Origin of the sequence: Streptomyces sp. NPDC020422, from assembly GCF_044386705.1 — a bacterium.
Classification (GTDB): domain Bacteria; phylum Actinomycetota; class Actinomycetes; order Streptomycetales; family Streptomycetaceae; genus Streptomyces.
Window position 1 is genome coordinate 426982 of the sequence record NZ_JBIRVJ010000008.1, and the last position, 24809, is coordinate 451790.

Here is a 24809-nt window from a genome sequence, read left to right on the forward strand (position 1 = left end):
GGGATCCGGCCAGCCCGGCGGTCGGGGGCGAGGCCGCGGGCCGTCGGCCGGGGGCCCGCGGTCCTGTCCCCGGTGACGGGTCGGGGGTGAAGGCCCGCCGCGGGCGGCTACCCCAGCGCCGCCACCCGGTCCCGGTACGTCCGGACCGCCGGGGCGTCCCGGTACGGCTCCAGGCGGCGCTCGAAGTCGCGGACGTACTCGACGGCTCGGGCCGAGCGCATCTCGGAGGCCTGCTGGGCGGCTTCGGCGCCGAGGGCGCAGGCCTGGTCGAGCTCGCCGAGGGCGAGGCGGGCGGAGGCGAGGACGACACGGCAGAAGAGGCGGCTGCGGGCGTAGCCGGGGGCGCGGAGCTGGAGGGCGCGTTCGGCGTGCTGGGCGGCGGCCCGGTACTGCTGGAGGTCGCGGTGGCAGTGGCCGAACTCGTCGGCGAGCTGGGCCTCGTCGAAGGAGCGGGCCCAGTACGGGACCTCGTCGCCGGGGCGGGCGGCCTCCAGGGCGCGTTCGGCACGGGCGAGGGAGGCCCCGCAGGCCCGGGACTCGCCGAGGACGCCGTGGCCCCGGGCCTCGACGGAGTGGAGCAGCGCCTGGACCACGGGCGGGGCGGCCGAGCCGACGCCCTGCTGGGCGACCCGGGCGAGCTGGACGGCCTCGCGGCCGTGGCCGAGGTAGACGGCCTGGTGGCTCATGGTGATCAGCACGTACGAGCCGTACGCGCGGTCCCCGGCCGCCTGCGCGAGCCGGAGCGCCTGGACGAAGTACCGCTGGGCGAGGCCGTGCGCGGCGATGTCGTACGAGGTCCAGCCGGCCAGCCGGGTCAGGTCCGCCGCCGCGCCGAAGAGGCGCCGGCCGGTGCTCTCGCCGTAGGTGCCGCGCAGCATCGGCTCGGCCTCGTGCTCCAGGTAGCGGACGAGGGCCTGGCGGGCGTGGCCGCCGCCGTAGGCGTGGTCGAGGGTGCGGAAGAGTTCGCCGACCGAGCGCAGGGCCGCGATGTCGCCGCTGGAGACCCGCTGGCCGGGGCCCCGGTCGGTGCCGCGCTGGCGGGGGACGGAGAAGCGGCCCTGGGGAGGGACGCGGGGGTCGCCGACGGCGGTGGGCGCGGCGGCCTGCTCGCCGCGCGCCACGCGTTCGTCGGCCCGGCCGATCAGCCAGTCGCGGCTCGGGACGACCAGGCCGGCCGGGGTGAAGGCGATCTTCCGCAGCTCGGCGTGGCTGCCGGAGTCCTTGCGCCAGAGCCCGCTGACGATGTCCACGGCCTCCTCCGGCGTCGCCGCGAACTCGAGGCCCGCGTAGACCGGCGCGCAGGCGTCGAGCCCGAGGTCCTGGGCGGAGAGCCGGCGCCCGAGGCGGCGGGTGAAGACCTCGGCGATCAGGGCCGGTGTGGTGCCGCGCGGCTGCTGCCCGCGCAGCCAGCGGGTCACGGAGGTCTTGTCGTAGCGCAGGTCGAGCCCGTGCTCGAGGCCGAGCTGGTCCACCCGTCTGGCGAGACCCGCGTTGGAGAAACCTGCTTCGGCGATGAGCGCGGCGAGCTGGCGGTTCGGGATGCGCTGCGGGGGTCGTTCCGTCATCAGCTGTGCGGTCTCCTGCCTTCCGGGCCCGGGTGGCAGCCCGTGTGGGCCCTGATGGCCCTCATGGAACGGCGTGAATTTAGCGGCAGACTCCGCCCTGACCGCCACCTTCGCCCCACATTCATCCGATCGCGTGAGGAACACGGAGTGTTCTTTACGGCAGCACCCTGAGCGAAGGCCGTCGGAGCAGCGCACACGCACCCCCGCACACCTGCCGGACGGCTGTTCGGCGTTCCGCCGTACAGTGGCATGGGCGCGTATGACGCATGGTGCCGAGCCGGCTCCCGCCCCGGGACGATCCCCGGAACCCGGCCTTCGGCGACCAGGAGGAGGCATGGCCGTGAGTGAGCTGCGATTCGTCCGTCTGGGCTTCGGCGAGGACGCCGTCGACTACCGGGTGGCGTGGGACAAGCAGCGCGAGGTGCACGCCGCCAGGTTCGCGGACGAGGTGGCCGACACCTGTCTGCTTCTGGAGCACCCGCCCGTGTACACCGCGGGCCGGCGGACCGAGGAGAGCGAGCGCCCCCTGGACGGGACGCCGGTCGTGGACGTGGACCGCGGCGGCAAGATCACCTGGCACGGCCCCGGCCAGCTGGTCGGCTACCCGATCCTGAAGCTGCCCCGCCCGGTCGACGTGGTGGCCCACGTCCGGCGCCTGGAGGAGGCCCTGATCCGCACGGCCGCCGAGTTCGGCCTGGAGACCACCCGGATCGAGGGCCGCAGCGGCGTCTGGGTGCTCGGCGACCCGATCGAGCAGCGCCCCTCGTTCGGCGGCCTCTCGCTGGACTTCGACCCGCGGCTGACCGACGACGAGTTCGACCCGCGGCTCAACGGCCCGGAGTACGCCCCGTCCAACGCCGGCCAGCGCCGCGAGGACCGCAAGCTCGCCGCCATCGGCATCCGGGTCGCCAAGGGCGTCACGATGCACGGCTTCGCACTCAACGTGAACCCGGACAACACCTGGTTCGACAAGATCATCCCGTGTGGCATCCGCGACGCGGGCGTGGCCTCGCTCGCGGGCGAGCTGGGCCGGGACATCACGATCGAGGAGGTGCTGCCGGTGATCGAGAGGCACCTGCGGGACGTCCTGGAGAACGCTGACCTCAAGCCCCGCGAGATCGAGCGCGAGAGCGCGCCCGGGACGGAGCGGGAGACCGCGCGGGCCTCGGCCTGAGGATCGCCCGAGGAATGCCCGGCTCTGGCCATGGGTTGGCCAGACCGTAAGGGCATGGGAAGCAACGGGCGTACCCTGGTGTGCGCCGAAGAATCGAAGCTACAGGAGCCGATGTGTCCGCAGTCGCACCCGACGGACGCAAGATGCTGCGCCTGGAGGTCCGGAACAGCCAGACCCCCATCGAGCGCAAGCCCGAGTGGATCAAGACCCGCGCCAAGATGGGGCCCGAGTACAACAAGCTGCAGGGCCTCGTGAAGAGCGAGGGGCTGCACACGGTCTGCCAGGAGGCGGGCTGTCCCAACATCTTCGAGTGCTGGGAGGACCGCGAGGCGACCTTCCTCATCGGCGGTGACCAGTGCACCCGGCGCTGCGACTTCTGCCAGATCGACACGGGCAAGCCCGAGGCCCTCGACCGTGACGAGCCGCGCCGCGTCGGCGAGTCCGTCGTCACGATGGACCTGAACTACGCCACCATCACCGGCGTCGCGCGCGACGACCTGGAGGACGGCGGCGCCTGGCTGTACGCGGAGACCGTGCGCCAGATCCACCAGCAGACCGAGGGGCGCGCCGACGGCCGCACCAAGGTCGAGCTGCTCGCCCCCGACTTCAACGCGGTGCCGGAGCTCCTGGAGGAGGTCTTCGCCTCCCGCCCCGAGGTCTTCGCGCACAACGTCGAGACCGTGCCGCGGATCTTCAAGCGGATCCGCCCCGGCTTCCGCTACGAGCGCTCGCTCGAGGTCATCACCAAGGCGCGGGACTACGGTCTGGTCACGAAGTCGAACCTGATCCTCGGCATGGGCGAGACCCGCGAGGAGGTCAGCGAGGCGCTGCAGCACCTGCACGACGCCGGCTGCGAGCTGATCACCATCACGCAGTACCTGCGCCCCTCCGTCCGGCACCACCCCGTGGAGCGCTGGGTGAAGCCGCAGGAGTTCGTGGAGCTCAAGGAGGAGGCCGACGAGATCGGCTTCTCCGGTGTGATGTCGGGCCCGCTGGTGCGCTCCTCGTACCGGGCCGGCCGCCTGTACCAGCAGGCGATCGAGAAGCGCGCGGGCGCCGTCGACGCGGCCCAGGCCGTCTGACCAGGCGTGTTCCCGGAAGCGGCCGTCCCCGGGGGCGGCCGCTTCCGCACATCGGGGTTTCATCAGTGTTTGACCGGCGGGTCACGCCCTGGTAACACCGATCTGTGAGGCTGTACTCACTCACCGCCACCGAGCGTTCACGGAGGCCCTCGCCCATGCAGGCCGCGCACATCCGCGCCACGGCGCTCCCGTCCGTCACCGACGCCCTCAGGGCCGTCGAGTCCCTGCTGCTCTCCCGCGGGCAGCGCAGGGCCCGCCGCAACGCCTGGACCTCCGTCCTGGAGGACCGCCGCCGGGCCAAGGACCGGGTCGAGGCCCAGCACGTCCTGGAGGCGGTGTCGGGCCGGACTTCCCGAGCCACGTAAACTTCAGGACATGGCGAGGAGTGCAAACACGGGCGGCGCTGACGCCGCGAACCCCGGGCGACTGAAGCAGATCGCCCTCACGTACAAGATGACCCGGAAGGCCGATCCCAAGGTCGGTCTCGTCGTCGCAGGCGTGGGCATCGTCGTACTCGGTGTCCTCCTCGCGATCGGCTTCCTGATCGGTCACCCGGTCTACCTGGGCATTCTCGGTTTCGTCCTGGCCTTCCTGGCGATGGCGATCGTCTTCGGCCGGCGTGCCGAGAAGGCCGCCTTCGGTCAGATGGAGGGCCAGCCCGGCGCTGCCGCCGCGGTCCTGCAGAACATCGGGCGCGGCTGGACGGTGACGCCGGCGGTGGCGATGAACCGCAACCAGGACGTCGTGCACCGCGCGGTCGGCCGCCAGGGCGTCGTCCTGGTCGCCGAGGGCAACCCGAACCGTCTGAAGACGCTGCTCGCGGCCGAGAAGAAGAAGATCGCCCGCATCGTCGTGGACGTGCCGGTGACCGACATCATCGTCGGCAACGACGAGGACCAGGGCCAGGTGCCGCTCAAGAAGATCCGCACCAAGATGCTGAAGCTGCCCCGGCTGCTCTCCGGCCCCCAGGTGACCGCGACCAACGACCGGCTGCGGGCGATGGGCGACCTGATGAGCAACATGCCGCTGCCGAAGGGTCCGATGCCGAAGGGCATGCGGATGCCGCGCGGCGGAAAGATGCGCTGACCGTACGCGGACGTACGGAGAACGGGAAGCGCCCCGGACCGACTCGGTCCGGGGCGCTTCCCGTTCGCGTTCGCGTTATGACCCTCGTCCGCCCTCGTCGCGGCGGAGGCGTACGTCAGATGCGCACCTGGACGGCGCCGGAGAGGCGGTCGTGCAGGCCGCGGCCGTCGCGGTCCCAGATGAGGGCCGGGATCGCGAGGCAGACGAGCACGCTGCGCAGGACCACCCGCAGGACGCCGAGGCGGCCGCCGCTCACCGAGACCACCCGGAGGCCGAAGAGGCGCTTGCCGGGGGTGAAACCGACGCTGCCGACCGTGAGCACGCTCAGGACCAGCAGGATGAGCAGCGCCCAGTTCTGGCTGGTCTGGCCATAGCGGTGGGTGATGAGACCGTATGCGATCACGCTGCACAGGGCCCAGTCGACGGCGAGGGCGCCGAGCCGGCGGCCGGGGCGGGCGATCGAACCGGGCCCCTCCTCGGGCAGACCGAGCTGCTGCCCCCGGTAACCGAAGTCCACGCCCGCTTCTTCGGCCGCGGCGCGCGGTCCGGAGAGCCATGATCCGAGTGCTTGCCTGTTGTCCACCCGACCACGGTACTGTGCCCGTTTTTGATCACTTCGGCCTGGGTAGGCGCGGGACCACGGGCGGCGGAGGCGCACCCGCTCCGGTTAACTTCGACGAAACAAATGGGTCATGCTTGAGAAATCCCGTCTGCCTATGGTCGGGTCCAGCGTGGGCCACCGCACTGGCCACCACCGAGCTGCAAACCCGCCCCTCCCCGGGCCGGGAGGTAGGAGGAGTTGGATGTCCGAGAAGCACGGGTTCCAGAACGCCGACGAGGTCCAGAAGTTCATCAAGGACAACGACGTCAAGATGGTCGACGTCCGCTTCTGTGACCTTCCGGGCGTGATGCAGCACTTCACGATCCCGGCGACGGCCTTCGACCCGGCGGAGGAGCTCGCCTTCGACGGTTCGTCGATCCGCGGCTTCCAGGCCATCCACGAGTCGGACATGGCGCTGCGCGCGGACCTGTCGACGGCCCGCGTCGACCCCTTCCGCCGCGACAAGACGCTGAACATCAACTTCTTCATCCACGACCCGATCACCGGCGAGCAGTACAGCCGTGACCCGCGGAACATCGCGAAGAAGGCCGAGGCGTACCTGGCCTCCACCGGCATCGCCGACACCGCGTACTTCGGCCCCGAGGCCGAGTTCTACGTGTTCGACTCGGTCCGCTTCGAGACCTCGGCGAACCAGGGCTTCTACCACATCGACTCCGAGGCCGGCGCCTGGAACACCGGTGCGGAGGACAACAACCGCGGCTACAAGGTCCGCTACAAGGGCGGCTACTTCCCGGCCCCGCCGGTCGACCACTTCGCCGACCTGCGCTCGGAGATCTCCCTGGAGCTGGAGAACGTCGGCCTGCAGGTCGAGCGCCAGCACCACGAGGTCGGCACCGCCGGCCAGGCCGAGATCAACTACAAGTTCAACACGCTGCTCGCCGCGGCCGACGACCTGATGCTCTTCAAGTACATCGTGAAGAACGTCGCCTGGCGCAACGGCAAGACCGCGACCTTCATGCCGAAGCCGATCTTCGGCGACAACGGCTCGGGCATGCACGTCCACCAGTCGCTGTGGTCGAACGGCGACCCGCTGTTCTACGACGAGGCCGGCTACGCGGGCCTGTCGGACACCGCGCGCTACTACATCGGCGGCATCCTCAAGCACGCCCCGTCGCTGCTCGCCTTCACCAACCCGACGGTGAACTCGTACCACCGCCTGGTCCCGGGCTTCGAGGCCCCGGTCAACATGGTGTACTCGCAGCGCAACCGCTCCGCCGCCATGCGCATCCCGATCACGGGCTCGAACCCGAAGGCCAAGCGCGTCGAGTTCCGCGCGCCGGACCCGTCCTCGAACCCGTACCTCGCCTTCTCGGCGCTGCTCCTCGCGGGCCTCGACGGCATCAAGAACAAGATCGAGCCCATGGAGCCGATCGACAAGGACCTGTACGAGCTGGCTCCGGAGGAGCACGCGAACGTCCCGCAGGTCCCGACCAACCTCGAGGCCGTCCTCTCCGCCCTGGAGGAGGACAACGAGTACCTGCAGGCCGGTGGCGTCTTCACCTCCGACCTGATCGAGACCTGGATCGACTACAAGCGCACCAACGAGATCGCGCCGATCCAGCTGCGTCCGCACCCGCACGAGTTCGAGCTCTACTTCGACCTCTAGAGCTCGGCTGCCCGTAGCGTGACGAGGGGCCCCGGGGCCGGCATCATCGCCGGCCCCGGGGCCCCTCGCCGTTGCCGCCCGCTCAGTCCCTGGTGCGGAAGCGGCGGCGGTACTCGTGGATCAGGACCACGGCCCCGCCGATCGCGGCCAGCCCGCCGGCCGCGGCGGCGACGAAGCCGAGGACGCTGCCGGAGCCGGTGGCGGCGAGCTCCGAGCCCGCCGGGGCGGTGGAGGGCGTGGTGGCGCCGGGCGCCGGGTGCGCGCTCGCCGAGGCGTCGCCACCGGGGGTGCCCGGGGCGCTCGCGCCGCCCGTGCCGCCCGGAGCGGTCGGGGACGCGGACGCGGACTGGCCCGGGTCCGCGCTCGCCGATGCGCCCGGGTCGGCGGTGGGCGCCGGCGAGGCCTCCGCCGCCGTCCAGCTCACCCTCGCCTCCGCGGCGACGGATATCCGGTCGCCGCTCAGGAGGGCCAGCGCCTGGCTGTCGGCGCTGACGAGCTTCCGGCCAGGCTCGGCCGGGGCCTCGGCCGTCGCGGAGACGGTCGCGCTGCCCTCGGGGGCGTCGGCGGGGGCCGTCACGAACAGCTCGTCGCCGTTCTTCGCGGGCCGGGTCAGCCTGCCGTCGGCGTCGGAGAGCACGGTGCCCTCCCGGTCGGTCAGCGCCACGCCCGCCGCGACGGCGGCGGGGTCGAGGGAGGCGGCGACCGGGTTGCCGGTGGAGCTGATCCTGATCGGGCCGAGGGCCGACCCGGCGGACCCGGTCACCGTGCCGGGGGCGAGGATCAGCGGACGGGCCGGCTCCCCGACGTCCTCGGCGTGGGCCACGAGGTAGTCGGCGAGCTTGGCCGCGGCCGGGTTCCACGGCACCGCCGCGACGTGGTTGGAGAGGCGCCAGATGGCCGCCTGGGTGCCACCGGCCGCCGCGTTCTTGTCCAGCTCGGCGCCGATCCGCTCGCCGAGCACCTCCTTGGAGAGGGTCGGGTAGCCGTGCCGCAGGATCCAGTCGATCTTCCCGGCGTCCGGGTTCCCCTTCAGCGTGGGGACGTCGGACCGGCCGGCCTCGCGGTACTCGGCGCCGCGCTTCGTCTTGGTGTCGGAGTCCAGGCAGTACACGTAGAAGACGCGGCCGTCGCTGGTCGTCACCTTGGTCAGGCCGCCGGGCGCACCGTCGTCCTTCCCTCCGGGCCGCGGATACAGGTGCGCGATGTAGTCGTGCTCGACGAGGTCGTAGGAGATGCCGACGACGCCTTCGCGTCCGGCGCCGCCGGCACCCCCGTCCGCCGCGGTCGCGGTCGCCGCGGCGCCGCCCATGAGCATTCCGCTCGCGAGCCCGACGATGGTCATGCGCGTTGTGCGTTTCCGCCTCACTTGTTGCTCTTCTCCTCGAAGGATCACCAGGGACCCGAGAAAAGCTATGGGGGCCCGGACAGCCGCCCGGGGGAAAACCCGGGGCACTTCCTGCGGAGGGCGCCCACAGCTTCCTGCAGCTCTATGACCCCATAACCCCGCTTTATGGGGAGGTACGGACTTAGGTCCCTGGGAAGCGGGGCGGGCCCGTTGGACGATCAAGGCCGTTTCGTAGGGCTGACAGGAATGCGGGATTCGAATGGACACGGCGGAAGACAACCCCCTCGCGCTCCTCGGGGTCGGCGCGCGCGAGGAAGCGGTCTACCGGATGACCCTGCGGTCGCCCGGGATCGGGATCGCCGCCCTCGCCCAGGGGTGCGGGATCGACCAGGAGAGCGTCCGGGCCGTGCTCGGCAGGCTCCGGGAAGACGGCATGGTGGCCTCGCCCGACCAGCGGACGTTCAGCGGGACGGACCCGGTGTCCGTGGTGGACCGGCTGGCGCGGATGCGGATCCACGGACTGCAGGGCGAGATCCGGCGCGTCGCCTCCTCGCGCCATCTGGTGGAGAGCCTGGCCGAGGACCGCCGCGCGGGGCAGTGGGGACGGGTCACCGACCTGGAGCACGTCGAGGGGCTCGACCAGGTGGTCGCGTACGTGGAGGAGTTCTCGTTCTTCGCCCGCGAGGAGCGCCTCACCACGCACCCGGGGCCGATCCTCGCCGCCGCGTTCGACGCGGTCCGCAGCTCGGACCTGAAGTACCTGCGGCGGGGCCTGCGGATGCGGACCATCGTGCACACCCGCGCGCTCGACTCCCCGGGCGTCGGACGGTACGTGTCGGAACTGTCGGAGCGGGGCGCCCAGGTGCGCGGCACGGCCGGGCCACTCGAACGGATGGTGGTCTTCGACCGGCGGATCGCCCTGGTGGCAAGCGACCCGACGGACATCACGCGCGGAGCCGTGATCATCCGTCAGCCCGGCCTGGTGGCCCTGCTGTTGACCCTCTTCGAAACCCGGTGGGCCCGCTCCTGCGCCTTCGCGGACGACCTGCCGAACGAGACCGAGCGCCGCGTCCTCCGCACCATGGCGCGGGTCGACAAGGACGAGGCGGGGGCGCGCGAACTGGGCATGTCCGTCCGGACCTACCGGGGGCACGTGGCCGCGCTGATGCGCCGCCTGGGAACGCCGAACCGCTTCAGGGCGGCGCTGGCGGCGCGGGAGCGGAACTGGCTCTGAGCGGGCGGCCGTAGGGACCGCGCAGGGCCTCTTCGCTTGCTACGTTCGTGTCGCAGCGGAAGAAGGGGGCGGCGGGGTGGAGCAGGGCGGGACCCGGAACGTGATCGACGGGGCTTCGGTGGCGGGGCCGGTGGTCCAGGCCGAGTCGATCGAGAACGCCCACTTCTACTGCGCGCCCGCTCCCCCGCCGGCCGAGGAGTGGCGGGACGCCGTCGACCCCTGGGTGCGGGCGGTCGGCGGCTCGGTGGTGTGGCGGCATGTGCCCGCGGACCGGGGGGCGGAGGTGCACCGGGAGCTGGCCGGGGCGGTCGCCGTGCGGCTGGCGGGGATGCGCGACGGGCTGGCGGAGGGCGCCGCGCGCGATCCCTGGGACGATCCCGGCTTCCCGACGCGCTTCCTCGAACAGGTCGAGTGGCTGCTCGGCGAACCGGGCCAGGGAGCCGAACTCGACCTCTATCCCGCCGAGGCCGCCCTGCTCGTGCTGTTCCCCTTCCTGTACCGGACGCACCGTCAGCTGCGCGTCGACCGGCTCGCGGAGGTCCGGCCCTGGTCGCTGGCCCCGGCGGCGGATCCCTCGGCCGACCGGCGGGCCTTCGAGGTCTTCGCGGAGGGGGACGAGGGGCTCGTGCAGCGGGCCCGGCGGGCGCCGGAGGCGGAGCCCGCGGTCGGCTGGTGGCTGTTCCACCGCTGGCTGGCACAGCAGCGGGAGTTCGCGGGCGCCGACTCGGTCGGCCTGCTGCTCGACGAGCTCGGCGAGGCCGCGGAGGGGCTCGGCGAGGCGCTGGCACCGCGCCGGGTGACCGCCCTGATGCACGCGCTGCGGCGCGGACCCGACGTGTGCCACCCGGAGTTCCTCGGCCTTCTGTCCCCCGAGGACCGCGTCCGCTCGGGCCCCGGCCACCAGCGGATCCGCGACCAGCGGCTCGCCCTGCTCCTGGCGCTCGCGCACGCCATGGGCATCGAGACGACGGCGCTGCCCTCGATCGTCGCCGAGCACCTGCCCATCCCTTACCCGGTCGACCTCGACGCCTTGCGGCGCACCCTGGACGGGGCCGGCTGGGGCGGCTCGCACGAGCTGCCGGTGCTGCGGGCGGAGTGCGCGCACGAGGCCGTGGTGGAGGGGCTGCGCGAGTACTCGGCCCGCGTCGACGAGCTGCTGCACGCGGTGCGGCGGACCGTGTCCGACCGGATCACCCACGCGCTGCCCGAGCTGCCGACCCGGCTGTCCGGCGACGGCGTGGTGCCGAGCGACGGCGCCTTCGACGGCTACGCGCGCTTCCGCGGCGACGGGCGGCGGGTGCTCGACCTGGCGATGGGCATCCAGCTGTACAAGTCCCGCGACCTGGCCGTGCGCGAGCTCTACCAGAACGCCCTGGACGCCTGCCGCTACCGACGGGCCCGCGAGCAGTACCTGGACCGCACGGGCCGGCCCGCCGCCACCCCGTACCGCGGGCGGATCCGATTCGTCCAGGGCGTCGACGAGGACGGCCGGGAGTACGTGGAGTGCCGGGACGACGGCGTCGGCATGGGCGACGCGGAGCTGCGCGGGGTGTTCTCGCGGGCCGGTTCGCGCTTCGCCGAGCAGCTGGAGTTCACCCTGGAGCGGGCCGCCTGGGAACGGCTCGACCCGCCGGTCACGCTCTACCCCAACAGCCGCTTCGGCATCGGCGTCCTCAGCTACTTCATGCTGGCCGACGACATCCGGGTGACCACGTGCCGGATGGGCCCCGACGGCGGTTTCGGGCCGGTGTACGAGGTGTCGGTGTGCGGGCCCGGGCATCTGTTCCGGATCGTGCAGGTCGCGGAACGGGGGCGGGAGCCGGGGACGACCGTACGGCTCTATCTGCGGCCGGGGACGGTCGAGGAGGGGTGGTCGTGCGTGGACGTGCTGGAGCGGGTGCTCGGGATCGCGGAGTTCCCGACCAGTGCGGAGCAGGGCGGGGCGGTGAGCTCATGGGAGCCGGGGAGGCTGCGGCCGCGCGAACCGATGGGGCTGCGCGAGGAGTTCTCCCTGAACGCGCACGGGCAGCTGCTGCCCTGGCCCGACGCGCCGGAGGGGGTGGACGTGGTCTGGTGCGAGGAGGGCGGTGCGCTCCTGGTGGACGGGCTCCTCGTGGAGCCGACGGTGCGCAGCACGGGGGTGTTCGGCGGTCCGGGATCCGGTCTGACCGGCGTGGTGGTGAACCTCAGCGGACCCCGGTCGCCGGGCAGTCTGTCCGTGGACCGGCGGCATGTCGTCGACAACGTGGCGCCGGAGGTCGGCGAGCTGCTGCGGCAGGCCGCGGAGGTGCTCGTCGACGCGGATCCGGAACGGGGCGTGCCGGACTTCGGGTGGGTCTGCGAGGTGGCCGCCGCGAGTCCCGTCCTCGCCGACCTCGTGACCTCGGCACTCGCCGCCGGGAGGCGCACGCTCTCGTTCAAGGGCTTGGCCTTCGGCACTCCCGAGGCCGGGTTCCTGCCGATGGACTTCTCCCTCCTGCCCGGGGTCAGGGACGGCGGCGACTTCGTCAACCTGCCCTGGGCCGGGGACGGGCAGGACGAGGTGGACCACGTCTACCTCTGGCGACTGCTCGCCCGGCGTCCCCACCCGGCCCTGGACGAGCTGACGCGGCTCTGCCCCGAGCTCGGGAAGCCGGGCCCCGTCCGGCGGGCCGTCCCCTCCGACCAGTGGCTCCTCGACTCCCCCGCGCGACGTCTGCACGGACTTCCCGGCACGGCACGACGCCTCGCGTTGCCTCCGCGTGAGCTGGCGCGGCGGATGGCAGGGCTCGGCTTCCCCGAGCCGGACCCGCGGCACTGGACGCCCGACGCGCAGCTCACCGAGGCGAACGCCCGGGCCTTCGGGGACGTGACCCACGAAGCCCGGCTCCTGCCCGGAAAGCCGGTCGCCGCGGAAGGCCTCAGGAAGGCGGCGGCCCGCATGCGGTCCGGCATCGACGCGACCGCGGCGCACCTGCGCCGCTTCGGCTTCACCGTCTCCGAGCACGTCGAGCGGCAGGCCGCTTCGCTGGACGAGCTGCTCGTGGAGGCGCCGGCGACGCACGTGGTCCGCCTCCTGGACTCCCACGCGGTCGTCCCGCCCGGCCATCTCGCCTGGGCCGCTGTCAGGTCCGAGCTCCCCGTCTCCGAGGTGTGCCGTCGGCTCACCTCCTACGGTCTGGAGGTCGATCCGGGGAAACTCCCCGAACACCCCTCACCCGAGGACCTCGTCCTGTTGAGCGCCCGCGGCGACGGCCGGCTGCCCTGGCTCGACCGGGCCGGGACGACGCCGCCGGGGCAAGCGCTGCGGGCGGCGAGGGAGCTCGGCCTGCCCCTGGAGACGGTGCTCGCGCGGCTCACCGGATTCGGTTTCACGGTGCACGGCACGTTTCCCCCGGACGCGGGACCCGAGGACGCGAACCTGCTGGAGGACCGGTTCGACCGGACCTTCGTGACCCCGCAGCAGCCTCCCGTGTACACCGTCCTCCTGGACGGCGCGGACGGCCTCCCGGAGCTGCGCCGCAACATCGCCCGGCTGCGGTCCTACGGCTTCCGGGTCGCCCTCGACGTGCCCGCGCGGCCCACGTCGCTCGACCGCGAACTCCTGCGGCCCTACGGTGCCTTCAACTGGTGGACACCGGTCGACTCCCCCGTGCCGTTCACCCACGTGCTCATGGCGGCACGCTCACTCGGCACCAGCCCCCGGGACATCGCGAAGCGGCTGCGCGCCTGCGGGGTCACGCTCTCGCACGACGACCTGCCGCCGGGGCTCTCGTTCCCCGACGCCGTCCGCCTGCTCAAGCTCGACGAGGTGGAGGAGGGCGAGGCGCCGGAGGTACACGACTTCAGCCTCCAGTACCTGCACCGCACCGCCCTCCACCGCGGCACCTCCCTCACCGACGTCGTCGACCTCATCCGGCAGCTCGGCGTCCCCCTCCCCGACCCCGCCGACACGATCCGGGCCGCCCTGGCCCGTGTCCCGCGTGCGACGGAAAGATGACGAGCTGACGAATTACCGCCCCTACCCCCGAGTAGACGGCTCGCTCTCCGTGACGGCTCGATAGCGTGTCGTCGTCGCGGCCGCCACACCCGGAGCACTGGGCTCCGCTGGGACTAGTTGGCGCGATGAGGGATTCAGAACGTGACTCAGGCGGCTATCGCCCCTGCAGAGACGCTCCAACTCCAGCCGTACACCGACCACTGCCGCGTCATCGCCGACGAGGGCGCGCACGTGGTCATCGGCGTCTCCCCGGGGAACAGCTACTTCACGGCCCAGCGACTGCGCGAACTGGCGCGCTGGGGGCTCGCACACTTCGAACTGGTCGACTTCGTCTACACGGATCTGCATGTCGCCGACATGTACGAGGCGCTCGGGTACGGCGTCGAGGAGGCGCGGCGGAAGGCCGTGAAGAACCTGCGCGGGGTGCGCGCGAAGGTGCACGCGGCGGTGGCGGACGAGGATCCGTCGGGGCTGCGGTTGCGGGCCCGGGGGATGTCGGAGTTCGCCGGGGTGCCGGCGTACCGGGCGCTGCACCGGGAGACGGTGGCGGCGGTGGCCGGGGATCCGGTGGTGCGCGGGACGTGTGACGCGCTGGCCGGGATCTTCCTGGCCGGGAAGCTGACGCCGGGGCAGGAGATCACCGAGCGGCAGCGGGAGGTGTGCCGGGAGTACATCTGCGCGGAGGTGCCGCTGTTCCTGGACACCCCCGCGATCCTCGGGGTCGCGTCCTCGCTCAACGTCTACCACCAGGCCCTGCCGCTGGCGGACCTGTTGTACGCCCGCGGGTCCGGTCTGCGGGCCTCGCGCAACCAGGGACACGGCATCCTCACGCCCGCCGCAACGAAGCCCGTCGAAGGAGACCCGCGATGACGTCCACCGCCGTCGAGGCCCTGCCCGCCTTCCCCTTCGACTGGAACGGCACCCGGCTGCCCGTGGAGGTCGAGCGGCTGCGCACGGAGCCGGTGCGCAGGGTGCGGACCATCGCGGGGGCGGAGGCCTGGCTGGTCTCCTCGTACGCGCTGTGCCGGCAGGTCCTGGAGGACCCGCGGTTCAGCCTGAAGGACACCTCCGCGCCGGGCGCGCCGCGGCAGTACGCGCTGACGATCCCGCCGCACGTGGTGAACAACATGGGCAACATCACCGGGGCGGGGCTGCGCAAGGCGGTGATGAAGGCGCTGAACCCGAAGGCCCCCGGTCTGGAGGAGTGGCTGCGGGCGCGGGCCGCTTCGCTGGTGGACGCGCTGGCCGGCGAGGGGGCTCCCGGCGAGCTGCGGGGCGGGTTCGCCGACCCGTACTCGGCGGGGCTGCACTGCCGGATCCTCGGCATCCCCGAGGAGGACGGGCCGAAGCTGCTGCGCAGCCTGGACGTGGCGTTCATGAACGCGCCGCGGGAGATCGAGGCGGCGGCCCTCAACTGGGACCGGGACATCGCCTACATGGTCGAGCGGCTCGACGATCCGGCGACCGGCGGGCTGATGGCGGAGCTGGCGGCGCTGCGCGAGGACCCCGAGTACGCCCACCTCACGGACGAGATGCTGGCGACGGTCGGGGTGACGCTCTTCGGCGCGGGGGTGATCTCCACGGCCGGCTTCCTGACGATGGCGCTGGTGTCGGTGCTGACCCGCCCGGATGTGCGGGCGGCGCTGGCCGGGGGCGGGGCCGCCGGGGCGATGGACGAGCTGTTGCGGGTGAACCTGTCGATCGGCGACGGGCTGCCGCGGCTCGCGCTGGAGGACGTGCGGCTGGGCGACGTGGACGTACGGGCGGGTGAGCTGGTGCTCGTGCTCGTGGAAGCGGCCAATCACGACCCCGCCCACTTCCCGGATCCGCTGGCCTTCCGGCCCGGCCGGGAGAACGCCGCGGACCATCTCTCCTTCGGCGGCGGCCGGCACTTCTGCCCGGCCACCGCGCTCGGGAAGCGGCACGCGGAGATCGCCCTGGAGACGGTGCTGGAACGGCTGCCGGGGCTGCGGCTCGCGGTGCCGGTGGAACAGCTGGTGTGGCGGACCAACTTCATGAAGCGGCTGCCCGAGCGGCTGCCCGTCGCCTGGTAGGGCGCGACCCGGGCGAACGGGAGGCGCTGCCCGGCTCCGGCACCGCAGGGGCCGGTGCCGGGCGGCGCCGAACGGGGTCAGCGGCCGTAGCGGATCAGGGCGCGGACCATGTGGCAGGTGGTGTCGGAGGGCGGGTGGATGCCGAGCTGGACGGCGGTCGTGCGTATCTTCGCGTTCGTCGCCCGCGAGGGGATGTAGACGCCCGCGTCGAGCAGGGCGATCGCGAGGCGCATGGCCTTCAGCCGGCGGTTGTGGGTGACGTACCACTCGCGGGGGCGGCCCGCGGGCAGCGGCTTCTTCTGGAGGGGCTTCCAGGGTTCGAGGGACGGTGTCCGGATCACGGCGAGAGCCATGGGCGACCTCCTGGCGAACGGTGGGCGAGGGCCCTCCCCGGGACCCTCACCTTCGCCCCCGATTTTAGTCGCCCCCACTGACAATCGTCCCTGGCCAGACCGGCTTTGAGGGGGGTGGTGGAGGGGTGCTGGACAGGTGCCGGAGGGGGTGGTGGCGGAGGGTGCCGGTGGGGCGGCCGGCGGTAGGTTGAGGGCATGGAGATCTGGATCAACCCGGCCTGTTCGAAGTGCCGGAGTGCGCTGACCCTGCTGGACGCCGAGGGTGCCGACTACACCGTGCGGCGCTATCTGGAGGACGTGCCGAGCCCGGACGAGATCCGGGACGTGCTCGGCCGGCTCGGTCTGGAGCCCTGGGACATCACGCGCACGCAGGAGGCCGCGGCGAAGGAGCTCGGGGTCAAGGAGTGGCCGCGGGACGAGACGAGCCGGGACCGCTGGGTGCGGGCGCTGGCCGAGCACCCGAAGCTGATCCAGCGGCCGATCATCACCGCGGAGGACGGGACGGCCGTCGTGGCCCGCTCCGAGGAGGCGGTGCGGGACGCGCTGTCCCGCTGACCGCCGGCCCCGTCGGCCCGCGTCAGACCGACGCCGTCTCGGCCTCCGCCAGGATCTCGGTGAGCCGCGCCCCGAACCGCACGTCGCAGGGGTGTGGTTCGCCGCTGCGCACCGCCTCCAGGAGCGCGTCCACCGCACCGCCGAAGGCGTCGAGGGCGCCGTCCCAGCGCGGCATCGTCACCCGCCCCCGCTCGCCGTAGAGCGAGAGCGCGGCCTCCGCGGCCTCGGGCGGGGCGCTGAGGGTGAGCGTCGCGGTGCTGCTCGCGCCGGAGGTGTGGCGCAGGATCAGGTGCCGGGTGTCCGCGGGGCCGGCGGCGCAGGTCACCGAGGTGACGTCGCCGAGGATCGGCAGATAGACGGAGAGGACGTGCGGGCCCACGTCCCACAGGCCGCCCTTCTCCCGCCGCCACGGCGAGGCCGCGTAGGCGCTCGCGGAGCCCGCTGCGAAGAGGGAGCCCAGCCAGTGCGCCTCGCCCAGGAACCAGCCGCCCGCCGCCGTCTGCTCCTCGATCCAGCGGGCGGTGGGCTCGGCGAACCGCAGGGTGCAGAAGACCACGGACGCGACGCCGGCCGCCGTCACGGCCCCGGCCAGCTCGCGGGCGGTCGGCACCGAGGTCGCCACCGGCTTGTCGAGGATCACATGGCAGCCGGCGGCCGCCGCCCGCGCCGCGAGCGGGGCCTGGACGTCCGGCGGCAGCGCGAGGGCGACGGCGTCGCTCGCCGCGAAGAGGGCGTCCGCGTCCTCGAACGCCCGCGTCCCGCACCGGGCGGCCAGCGCCTGGGCGGCCTCGGGCCGTCTGCCCCACACCCCGCTGAACTCCACGCCCTGGTGCGCCGCCAGGGCGGGGGCGTGGGTGCGCTCGGCCCAGGGGCCGGTGCCGAGCAGACCGATACGGAGCTTCGCGCCGGGGAACGTCGTCATGCCCACCAGTCTGCCGCGCCGCTCGGACACCCGGCTCCGGGATCCCCCCGATCCCACCCGAACCGACCCCGAGCCCGTAATCCGGTGGCCCCTCGGCCCTCCCCCGGTCTAGCTTCGTCCTGCCGGCCGCGGGACTCCGGTGCGACTTCCGGGACCTGCCTATGAAGCAACGTATTCGCTGTTCGCACCCCCATTCCCCGGCCGGCGTCCGCCACGAAGGAGCCCCAGGATGTCCGACCTCGTCGCCGCCGAGGACGTGCTCCTCTTCGTCAACGCGGCCGTCACCGCCACCGGCCGGCGCGAGTTCCGGTCCACGGCCGAGGAGCAGCGGCTCTCGCTGGACTTCCTCCACGAGTACGTGTGCGTCAACTACCGCCCGCTGTACGCCGCCGCCCTGGCGCTCGACATCAACGACCACAACGCCGCCCTGATCGTCGAGCGGCTGCTGCGCACGCCGCGGGAGGCCGGTCCCGGTGAGGGACGCCTGATCGCGGCGCGCCTCGCCGTGCTGCCGCCGCCGCGCGTGTACCGGCTCTTCGGGAGGCTGCGCGCCGCCGGGGTCAACAACCGCAGGACGCGGGCGATCGTGCGGGACTGGCTGGGCGGGCGCCCCGATCTCGCGCACGACGCCGTGAAGTACCGGCCCGGTCTGAAGGCCGCCGTCCGGCACGCGCACCTGCCGCTGACCGGCTTCGCCGAGGCGGGGGCCGAGGTCGGGGACTTCCTCTTCTCGCCGGGGCGCAGGAGCCGTTACGCGCACCCCACGCTGGAGGCCTTCCGCCGGGCGCACCACGAGCAGGGCGCGCTGTACGAGCTGCCGTTCACGGTCGCCGAGGGTTTCGCAGCGCGGCACGGTGTGGCCCGTGAGGTGTTCCTGGAGCGGATCGCGCAGCGGATGACCCGCCTGGAGCGGCTGCGGACGCGTCCCGCACGGGCGGGGCTCGACGTGATGCCGCTGACCCGGCTCGCGCTGTACGTGCTGTCCCTCCCCTTCCGGGAGAGGGCGGAGCGCCGGGCCGAGCTGACCGGGGCGCTGCGGGCGGCGGCGCGGCGCGTGGCCGGTCCGTACGCGGGGAGCTGGGGGCGGGTGGCGGCCGTGCTCGACGACAGCTTCTCGTCCTCCGGTTCGGCGGTGCAGCGGCGCCGGCCGCTGGCGGTCGCCCTCGGCTGCCACTTCCTGCTGGAGGCGCTGGCGGAGCCCGGCGCGTACACGGCGCACTGGACGTCGGGCGGGCGTGATCCGCTGCTGGTGCGGCCGTGGGGGCCGACGCCGCTGGGGGCGCGGATCGTCGACGCCCTGGAGGGTGGCCCGGAGCGGCTGGTGATCGTCTCGGACGGCTGGGACAACGCGCCGCCCGGGCTCGCGGGCGAGGTGCTGCGGGTGTGGCGCACGCGGCTCGACCCGGCGGGCCGGACGAGCGTGGTGCATGTGAACCCCGTATACGACGCGGACGCCTTCGACGTGCGCCGGCTCGCGCCGGGTGTGCCGACGGCCGGCATCCGGGACGCGGAGGACCTGCCGGCGCTCGTGGAGATCGCGCGGTTCGCCGAGGGGCGGGAGCGGCTCGCCGCGCTCCGCGCCTATCTGGACCGGCGGGTGGAGCTGTTCCTGGAGGAGGGGGCCCGGTGACGCGGATCGATCTGACGGGCCTCGACGTGCGCCCCGCCCAGGTGTGGGGCGGGGTGCGGCTCGTGCCGCTGGTGCGCGAGGAGCCGGTCGCCGGCCTCCGGCTGCACCGCCGGGTGTACGAGGCCGGCCCCGGCGCGGTCGAGGTCGGCGACGGCACGTCGTACTCCTCGTACATCCCGCACGGCTTCGTCGCCGACTGGTCGGGCACGGGCGCGGAGGCCGCCGCCTACGGGACGCGGCTCGGGGAGGAGCCGCCGGCCTCGGTGCCGGTGCGGCGGCTCGCCCGGCGCCACCGGGGGGAGCCGCGGCTGCGGTTCCTGCCGCTGCACCTGGCCCTGGAGGGGTATCTGGCGCTCCACTTCGGCGGTCCTTCGATCGCCTGGGACGAGTGGTCGCGGGAAGCGCTGCGCCGGGGTCTGTCGCCGCGCGCGGAGGCCGCGTACACCGGCCGGCAGGTGCCGGGGCTCGCGGAGGCGCTGCGGGTCTTCGAGATCCATCCGGGGCAGTGCGGGCTGATGCTGTACGTGGCCGACGCGCTGGCCGCGGCCTTCGTCGTCCCGCACCCCGAGGACTACCGGATACTGCATCCGACCCTGGTGGAGGACCTCTTCGGGGAGCTGGTGCACCAGTACGCGCACTACGGCGCGCCTGTCGCGGACTTCACCGCGTCCCTGGAGAGCGGCTCCATCCATTCGCTGGCCCAGCTGCGGGCCGCCGCCCGCGCGCAGGAGCGCGCCTGGGCCGAGGCGCACGACGGGCTGATGGCGCGGGACCTGCTGCAGACCCCGTACGCCTTCGAGCAGGTGCACCGGATGGGGAGCTTCCGGCTCTTCCGCTTCCTGCCGCCGTTCCTGCGGTCCGGGCAGGAGCAGCACATCGGGGAGCTGATCAGCGACCACCGGGGGCGGACGGCGTACCTGAAGACGTTCCGGCTGTCGGAGGGCCAGATCCGGCGCGGCCATCTGCTGCGCCGGCTCGCGGACTGCGACTGGCACCTGGAGCGGACCGCGCGGGCGCTGGGCACCTCGTACGCCGAGCTCGTGGCGCGGATCCGACGGGCCGGGTTCGGGACGCTGCTGGACGAGCACGTCGTCGCACACCGCCTGAGGGATACGGAGGAAGGCTGAGTAACACGGGGTTCACAATCGGGCAACCGACGGGAAATCCCGTGTTGCGAAGCTGCGGCGCAGACACCGCCACCGCAGCTCTCGCAGCGTCGCGAGCCGAGCGAGGCCCGGTGCACCGAGCACCCGCAGCGCACGCCAAAGGATGAGGCACGTGACCTTCAAGGCTGAGTACATCTGGATCGACGGCACCGAGCCCACCGCGAAGCTCCGCTCGAAGACGAAGATCATGCCCGGCACGGGCGCGACCCTCGAGGAGCTGCCGATCTGGGGCTTCGACGGTTCCAGCACCAACCAGGCCAAGGGCCACGCCTCGGACCGTGTCCTCAAGCCGGTGTTCTCCTGCCCGGACCCGATCCGCGGCGGCGACGACCTGCTGGTGCTGTGCGAGGTCCTCAACACGGACATGACGCCGCACGAGTCCAACACGCGTGCCGCGCTGGCCGAGGTCTACGCGAAGTACGCCGCCCAGGAGCCGATCTTCGGCATCGAGCAGGAGTACACCTTCTTCGACGGCGAGCGTCCGCTCGGCTTCCCGGTCGGCGGTTTCCCGGCCCCGCAGGGCGGCTACTACTGCGGTGTCGGCGCGGACGAGATCTTCGGCCGCGACGTCGTCGAGGCGCACCTGGAGAACTGCCTGAAGGCGGGTCTCGGCATCTCCGGCATCAACGCCGAGGTCATGCCCGGCCAGTGGGAGTTCCAGGTCGGCCCGCTGGCGCCGCTGGAGGTCGCCGACCAGCTGTGGGTGGCCCGCTGGCTGCTCTACCGCACCGCCGAGGACTTCAACGTCTCCGCGACGCTGGACCCGAAGCCGGTGAAGGGCGACTGGAACGGCGCCGGTGCGCACACCAACTTCTCCACGAAGGCGATGCGCGAGGGCTACGACGCGATCATCACCGCGTGCGAGGCGCTGGGCGAGGGCTCGAAGCCGCTCGACCACGTCAAGAACTACGGCGCCGGCATCGACGACCGGCTGACCGGTCTGCACGAGACCGCCCCGTGGGACAAGTACTCCTACGGCGTCTCCGACCGCGGCGCCTCGGTCCGCATCCCGTGGCAGGTCGAGCAGGACCGCAAGGGCTACATCGAGGACCGCCGTCCGAACGCGAACGTGGACCCGTACACGGTGACCCGCCTCCTGGTGGACACCTGCTGCGAGGCCCTGGAGAAGGCCGGCCAGGTCTGATCCGCCCGCACCCGCGAGAAGGGGCGCCCGCCGTTTCGTACGGCGGGCGCCCCTTCGGCGTCCGGGCGGAAGCCGCCATGTGGGAAGGCCGACACGGGTTTTGGCCGACCTACGTCTGCCCACCGGACTTCCCTCCTGGTTTAATAGGGATATGGCCAGCATCGAGAACGACACCGCGAAGGGTCGCCACGACCTCGAGCCGTTCTGGCCTTCCCGTCAGCACCATGACTTCGACCGGTGCTGTCGACGCGTGAGGAACGCGTCGGCCCTCTAAAGCCCCGACCGGTAGGTCCGGTCCTCCGGCCTTCGGCCGACGCGCATGACGTACGACGCCTGTCCGTCCGCAACTCGCGCGAAAGAGCTGAGCTTCCATGGCCCATGTCCAGGCTGCCGCCACCCTCACCCCCCTCCGTCCCCTCTCCGATCGCGGCGACCGCACCGAGCGTGCCGACCGCGCCGACCGGCACCGACTGCGAGCCGTCGCCCCCGACGAGGTCGCCGGTCTCGCCCAGGTCGCGGACTTCCTCCCGCCGGGCGCCACGCTGCTGCCCGCGCCGCAGCACGCCCTGCCGACCCTGCCCGGGCGGCCGCCGATGGTCGGCTACCTCGTGCTGCTGCCCGCCGAGCCGCAGGCGCCCGCCCAGGTCGCGGCGGCGGAGCCGGCCGTCGAGCAGGGCCCCGTCACCATCGACAGCGTCCAGCGGGTCGCCGTCGTGGACGGGCGGGCGCTCGACCTGACGTATCTGGAGTTCGAGCTGCTCGCCCATCTCGTGGCCCACCCGCACCGGGTGCACACCCGCGACCAGCTGGTCACCACGGTGTGGGGGTACGGGCACGTCGGCGACGGCCGGACGGTCGACGTCCACGTGGCCCGGCTGCGCCGCAAGCTGGGCGCCGAGCACCGCCACACGATCCAGACCGTGCGGCGGGTCGGCTACAAGTACACGCCCTGATCAGACCGTTCCGGCGGGGTCCGGGCCGCGCCGGGCCCGGACCTTCGCCACGAACCCGGCCGCCACGTCCACGGCGAGGAACAGCAGCAGGCTGAGCCCGAGCAGCGGCACGAACCACCCCACCAGGGCCGTCGCCGCGAGCAGCGGCAGCAGCATCGTCGGGGGCACCCTGCGCCAGGCGCCGCGGGCGACCGGGCGGCCCGGGCGGCGCAGCCACCACATCCGGTAGCCCCACAGGACCATCAGGACCAGCGCGAGGCCGAGGGCGGCGAGCGCCAGCTGGTTGAACAGGCCGAGGAAGAGGCCCATGTGGGCGTCGATGCCGACCCGGGTGAGCTGGGCGAGCAGCGGGTAGTCGGCGAAGCGGAGCTCGTCGAGGACCGTGCCGTCGGCGGGGTTCACGGCGACGGAGTCCAGCTGGACCGGGAACTGCTTGTCGGTCTCCTTCACCACGTAGCCGGAGCCCTCGGCGGGCAGGACGACGGAGATCGAGGGACTGTCGATGCCGGCCGCGCGGGCCGCTTCGACCGCCTTGTCGATGCCGATGTCCGCGCCCTTGGCGGCGGGCATCGGCATCCCCATGTGGTGGCCCGCGTGCTCACCGGACCCGGCCGGGCCGCCGGCCGTGCCGCCCGCGACGTCCGCCGACAGCGTCGGGGTGGCGCCGCCGAGCCGGTCCTGGACGGAGCCGATGTTCTCGCCCGCGTAGCGCGACCAGGTCAGCCCGGTGGCGGAGAGCGCCACGAGCCCGGCCACCGTCCACAGGCCGACCGTGCCGTGCCAGGAGAGCGTGCGGCGGCGGGACTTCGGGCCGCGTTCGGGCAGGAAGAGGGCGCGCCGGTTCCTGCGGCGGCGGCCGATCCACAGCAGCAGGCCGCCGAGCGCGACCACCCACAGCCAGCTGGCGGCCAGCTCGCTGTAGTTGCGGCCGAGCTCACCGAGGTGCAGGTCGACGTGGAGCCCGGAGATCCAGGTGCGCAGCGGGAGCGCGCCGGAGCTGCCGTAGCTGGGCAGCTGTCCGCGTATCTCACCGGTGTACGGGTCGACGAAGACGCCCATGGAGGTGCCTTCGGGTGCCTCGGGGTCGGCCATCAGGACCCGGGTGGTGGCGCCGGGTTCGGCGCCGGGCCAGACGGCGGTGACGGTGCCGTCGGGATCGGCCGCGCGGGCCAGCTCGACCTGCCGGGACAGCGGCAGGGGCGTGGCGTCGGCGGGGACGGGGACTTCGAGCTCGTGCGCGTAGACGAGCTTCTCGGCGGGGACGGCGAGCGCGTACAGCAGTCCGCTGACGGCCGCGACGAGCAGGAACGGGGCGACGAGGACGCCCGCGTAGAAGTGCAGGCGCAGGACGAGCGGGCGCAGGGCCGCCCAGCCGCGCGGCCGGGCGGCGGGGGTATCGGTGGCGCGGGCCTCGGGGGTGTCCGGGCGCGCGAGGTCGTCGATGGTCATGACGGTCCTAGGAAGCGTGTCTCGACAGGGGGGAAGCGGCCCCCGGGCCGATCACGTCAGTAGCGTGCTCCGAGGGCCGTGGCGCGGGTGAGGGCCGGGCGGGGCGGCCCGCGCCGGGAGACCGCGTGCGCGAGGACGACGCCGCGCAGGGCGCGGGGGTGCGGGGCGGTGCGCACGGGCCGGAGGGCCGGCGGCACGGGGGCGAGGGCGCGGACGACGGCGAGCGCGACGCGCAGCGGCGTGAACGCGGTCGCGGCGACGGTACGGGCCAGGGCGAACAGCGCGGCCTCACCGCGGGCGAGCCAGAGCCCGCAGGCCAGGGCGGCGAGCAGGTGCGCGGCGAACATGCCGGCCCCGGAGCCCACCAGGCCGTCCAGCGTGCTTCCCACGGCGGTGCCGTGCTCCATGGCCATGCCGTGCGCGGCGGAGCCCATGCCTTCCATGGCGCCCGTCGAGCCCATCGAGCCCATGGAACCCGTGGAACCCATGGATGCCATCGACTCCACCGACTCCATGGGGTCGCCCGTCGAGCCCATGGAGCCCGGCCAGCCCATGGAGCCCCTCGCCCCGGGCTCCCGCGCGTGCTCTCCCGCCCCGAAGATCAGGTGCAGCGCTCCCTGTACGGCCGCCAGGCCGGTCGCGATGGCGAGAGGGCCGCGGCGGTGGCCGGCGGCGGCCCAGGCGAGGGCGGCCGTCACGGCGAAGGCCGTGAGGAGCGAGCGCAGCGGAATGGTGTGGCCGGACATGCCGGCCATGCCGGACATGGACGAATGCCCCACCGCCGCCAAAGTGACGCACACGGCCGCGAAGAGTGCGGCACGGAGTGCGCGCAGCGGCGACCTGGTGTGCGTCATGGTCCTGTAATCGTTTCATCCCGGCGCCCGGCACGA

The 24809-nt window shown here is 73.2% G+C and carries 21 protein-coding genes; 14 read left to right on the plus strand and 7 right to left on the minus strand.

The features are described from left to right. Positions 1–107: 107 nt before the first annotated feature. The gene (locus ACH414_RS23810) at positions 108–1565 is read right to left on the minus strand and encodes a regulator (protein ID WP_386565184.1); all 1458 of its coding nucleotides are present in this window, start codon (positions 1563–1565) and stop codon (positions 108–110) included. 340 nt (positions 1566–1905) lie between these two features. On the opposite strand from ACH414_RS23810, the gene lipB reads away from it, so the two are divergent. The 4 genes from lipB (at position 1906) to ACH414_RS23830 (ending at position 4907) form a co-directional block, all read left to right on the plus strand. Continuing rightward, entirely contained in the window at positions 1906–2739 is an 834-nt protein-coding gene (gene lipB, locus ACH414_RS23815) for a lipoyl(octanoyl) transferase LipB (RefSeq protein WP_382548971.1), read from the plus strand. A gap of 113 nt (positions 2740–2852) precedes the next feature. Next, the gene (gene lipA, locus ACH414_RS23820; protein WP_382548973.1) at positions 2853–3821 is read left to right on the plus strand and encodes a lipoyl synthase; all 969 of its coding nucleotides are present in this window, start codon (positions 2853–2855) and stop codon (positions 3819–3821) included. Between the two features lie 155 nt (positions 3822–3976). Then, positions 3977–4186, plus strand: a complete 210-nt coding sequence (locus tag ACH414_RS23825; protein WP_382548975.1) for a hypothetical protein — start codon at positions 3977–3979, stop codon at positions 4184–4186. 10 nt (positions 4187–4196) lie between these two features. Continuing rightward, complete coding sequence (locus tag ACH414_RS23830; RefSeq protein WP_382548977.1) at positions 4197–4907, plus strand: DUF4191 domain-containing protein; 711 nt, start codon at positions 4197–4199, stop codon at positions 4905–4907. Between the two features lie 115 nt (positions 4908–5022). Here the strand turns inward: ACH414_RS23830 and ACH414_RS23835 are convergent, their stop codons facing one another. Continuing rightward, positions 5023–5490: an RDD family protein gene (locus tag ACH414_RS23835; RefSeq protein WP_382548979.1), complete on the minus strand. Its 468-nt coding sequence runs from the start codon at positions 5488–5490 to the stop codon at positions 5023–5025. A gap of 220 nt (positions 5491–5710) precedes the next feature. On the opposite strand from ACH414_RS23835, the gene glnA reads away from it, so the two are divergent. Continuing rightward, positions 5711–7135, plus strand: coding sequence for a type I glutamate--ammonia ligase (gene glnA, locus ACH414_RS23840; RefSeq protein WP_382548981.1), 1425 nt, complete (start codon positions 5711–5713; stop codon positions 7133–7135). A gap of 82 nt (positions 7136–7217) precedes the next feature. On the opposite strand, the gene ACH414_RS23845 is transcribed toward glnA, so the two are convergent. Next, positions 7218–8477 carry a Cys-Gln thioester bond-forming surface protein gene (locus tag ACH414_RS23845; protein ID WP_398943241.1) on the minus strand — a complete coding sequence of 420 codons (1260 nt, stop codon included), beginning with the start codon at positions 8475–8477 and terminating at the stop codon, positions 7218–7220. A gap of 262 nt (positions 8478–8739) precedes the next feature. Here ACH414_RS23845 and ACH414_RS23850 point away from each other — a divergent pair, with 262 nt between their 5' ends. The 4 genes from ACH414_RS23850 to ACH414_RS23865 all read left to right on the plus strand — a co-directional run bounded on the left by ACH414_RS23850 (position 8740) and on the right by ACH414_RS23865 (position 15747). After that, positions 8740–9714, plus strand: coding sequence for a helix-turn-helix transcriptional regulator (locus ACH414_RS23850; protein ID WP_386565194.1), 975 nt, complete (start codon positions 8740–8742; stop codon positions 9712–9714). A 76-nt stretch (positions 9715–9790) separates the two neighbouring features. Continuing rightward, positions 9791–13693 (plus strand): ATP-binding protein, encoded by a 3903-nt coding sequence (locus ACH414_RS23855; protein WP_398943242.1) that lies wholly within the window; start codon positions 9791–9793, stop codon positions 13691–13693. Positions 13694–13834: 141 nt separating this feature from the next. Then, on the plus strand, positions 13835–14563 hold the full coding sequence (locus tag ACH414_RS23860; RefSeq protein WP_382548804.1) for a tRNA-dependent cyclodipeptide synthase: 729 nt from the start codon (positions 13835–13837) through the stop codon (positions 14561–14563). Continuing rightward, positions 14560–15747 (plus strand): cytochrome P450, encoded by a 1188-nt coding sequence (locus tag ACH414_RS23865; protein WP_382548806.1) that lies wholly within the window; start codon positions 14560–14562, stop codon positions 15745–15747. Before ACH414_RS23860 ends, ACH414_RS23865 begins: the two co-directional genes overlap by 4 nt. Positions 15748–15824: 77 nt before the next feature. On the opposite strand, the gene ACH414_RS23870 is transcribed toward ACH414_RS23865, so the two are convergent. Further along, entirely contained in the window at positions 15825–16100 is a 276-nt protein-coding gene (locus ACH414_RS23870; protein WP_382548808.1) for a hypothetical protein, read from the minus strand. 195 nt (positions 16101–16295) lie between these two features. On the opposite strand from ACH414_RS23870, the gene ACH414_RS23875 reads away from it, so the two are divergent. Next, positions 16296–16655 carry an arsenate reductase family protein gene (locus ACH414_RS23875; RefSeq protein ID WP_398943243.1) on the plus strand — a complete coding sequence of 120 codons (360 nt, stop codon included), beginning with the start codon at positions 16296–16298 and terminating at the stop codon, positions 16653–16655. Positions 16656–16677: 22 nt separating this feature from the next. Here ACH414_RS23875 and ACH414_RS23880 read toward each other — a convergent pair whose 3' ends face one another. Further along, entirely contained in the window at positions 16678–17577 is a 900-nt protein-coding gene (locus ACH414_RS23880; RefSeq protein ID WP_382548812.1) for a Gfo/Idh/MocA family protein, read from the minus strand. A 229-nt stretch (positions 17578–17806) separates the two neighbouring features. Between ACH414_RS23880 and ACH414_RS23885 the strand changes: the two genes are divergently transcribed. From ACH414_RS23885 to ACH414_RS23900, 4 genes are all read left to right on the plus strand, one after another. Then, positions 17807–19207, plus strand: coding sequence for a hypothetical protein (locus ACH414_RS23885; RefSeq protein ID WP_398943244.1), 1401 nt, complete (start codon positions 17807–17809; stop codon positions 19205–19207). Continuing rightward, positions 19204–20334, plus strand: a complete 1131-nt coding sequence (locus tag ACH414_RS23890) for an ARPP-2 domain-containing protein (RefSeq protein ID WP_382548816.1) — start codon at positions 19204–19206, stop codon at positions 20332–20334. The genes ACH414_RS23885 and ACH414_RS23890 overlap by 4 nt, the downstream gene beginning before the upstream one ends. Positions 20335–20485: 151 nt before the next feature. Continuing rightward, a complete protein-coding gene (gene glnII / locus ACH414_RS23895; protein ID WP_382548818.1) occupies positions 20486–21517 on the plus strand; it encodes a glutamine synthetase in 1032 nt (343 codons plus the stop codon). Positions 21518–21888: 371 nt separating this feature from the next. Next, entirely contained in the window at positions 21889–22470 is a 582-nt protein-coding gene (locus ACH414_RS23900; protein ID WP_382548820.1) for a winged helix-turn-helix domain-containing protein, read from the plus strand. Here the strand turns inward: ACH414_RS23900 and ACH414_RS23905 are convergent, their stop codons facing one another. Together ACH414_RS23905 and ACH414_RS23910 are read right to left on the minus strand one after the other, a co-directional pair. Beyond that, positions 22471–23919, minus strand: coding sequence for a PepSY-associated TM helix domain-containing protein (locus ACH414_RS23905; protein WP_391769667.1), 1449 nt, complete (start codon positions 23917–23919; stop codon positions 22471–22473). A 56-nt stretch (positions 23920–23975) separates the two neighbouring features. Further along, complete coding sequence (locus ACH414_RS23910; protein ID WP_398943246.1) at positions 23976–24773, minus strand: hypothetical protein; 798 nt, start codon at positions 24771–24773, stop codon at positions 23976–23978. Positions 24774–24809 lie beyond the last annotated feature (36 nt).

Bases quoted from the DNA above. Each gene is read 5' to 3' on its own strand.
- ACH414_RS23865 (WP_382548806.1), top strand. From the start codon at position 14,560: ATGACGTCCACCGCCGTCGAGGCCCTGCCCGCCTTCCCCTTCGACTGG.
- ACH414_RS23875 (WP_398943243.1), top strand. From the start codon at position 16,296: ATGGAGATCTGGATCAACCCGGCCTGTTCGAAGTGCCGGAGTGCGCTG.
- ACH414_RS23900 (WP_382548820.1), top strand. From the start codon at position 21,889: ATGGCCCATGTCCAGGCTGCCGCCACCCTCACCCCCCTCCGTCCCCTC.
- ACH414_RS23880 (WP_382548812.1), bottom strand. From the start codon at position 17,577: ATGACGACGTTCCCCGGCGCGAAGCTCCGTATCGGTCTGCTCGGCACC.
- ACH414_RS23845 (WP_398943241.1), bottom strand. From the start codon at position 8,477: ATGACCATCGTCGGGCTCGCGAGCGGAATGCTCATGGGCGGCGCCGCG.
- ACH414_RS23810 (WP_386565184.1), bottom strand. From the start codon at position 1,565: ATGACGGAACGACCCCCGCAGCGCATCCCGAACCGCCAGCTCGCCGCG.
- ACH414_RS23910 (WP_398943246.1), bottom strand. From the start codon at position 24,773: ATGACGCACACCAGGTCGCCGCTGCGCGCACTCCGTGCCGCACTCTTC.
- glnA (WP_382548981.1), top strand. From the start codon at position 5,711: ATGTCCGAGAAGCACGGGTTCCAGAACGCCGACGAGGTCCAGAAGTTC.
- ACH414_RS23825 (WP_382548975.1), top strand. From the start codon at position 3,977: ATGCAGGCCGCGCACATCCGCGCCACGGCGCTCCCGTCCGTCACCGAC.
- ACH414_RS23870 (WP_382548808.1), bottom strand. From the start codon at position 16,100: ATGGCTCTCGCCGTGATCCGGACACCGTCCCTCGAACCCTGGAAGCCC.
- ACH414_RS23850 (WP_386565194.1), top strand. From the start codon at position 8,740: ATGGACACGGCGGAAGACAACCCCCTCGCGCTCCTCGGGGTCGGCGCG.
- ACH414_RS23830 (WP_382548977.1), top strand. From the start codon at position 4,197: ATGGCGAGGAGTGCAAACACGGGCGGCGCTGACGCCGCGAACCCCGGG.
- ACH414_RS23885 (WP_398943244.1), top strand. From the start codon at position 17,807: ATGTCCGACCTCGTCGCCGCCGAGGACGTGCTCCTCTTCGTCAACGCG.
- ACH414_RS23905 (WP_391769667.1), bottom strand. From the start codon at position 23,919: ATGACCATCGACGACCTCGCGCGCCCGGACACCCCCGAGGCCCGCGCC.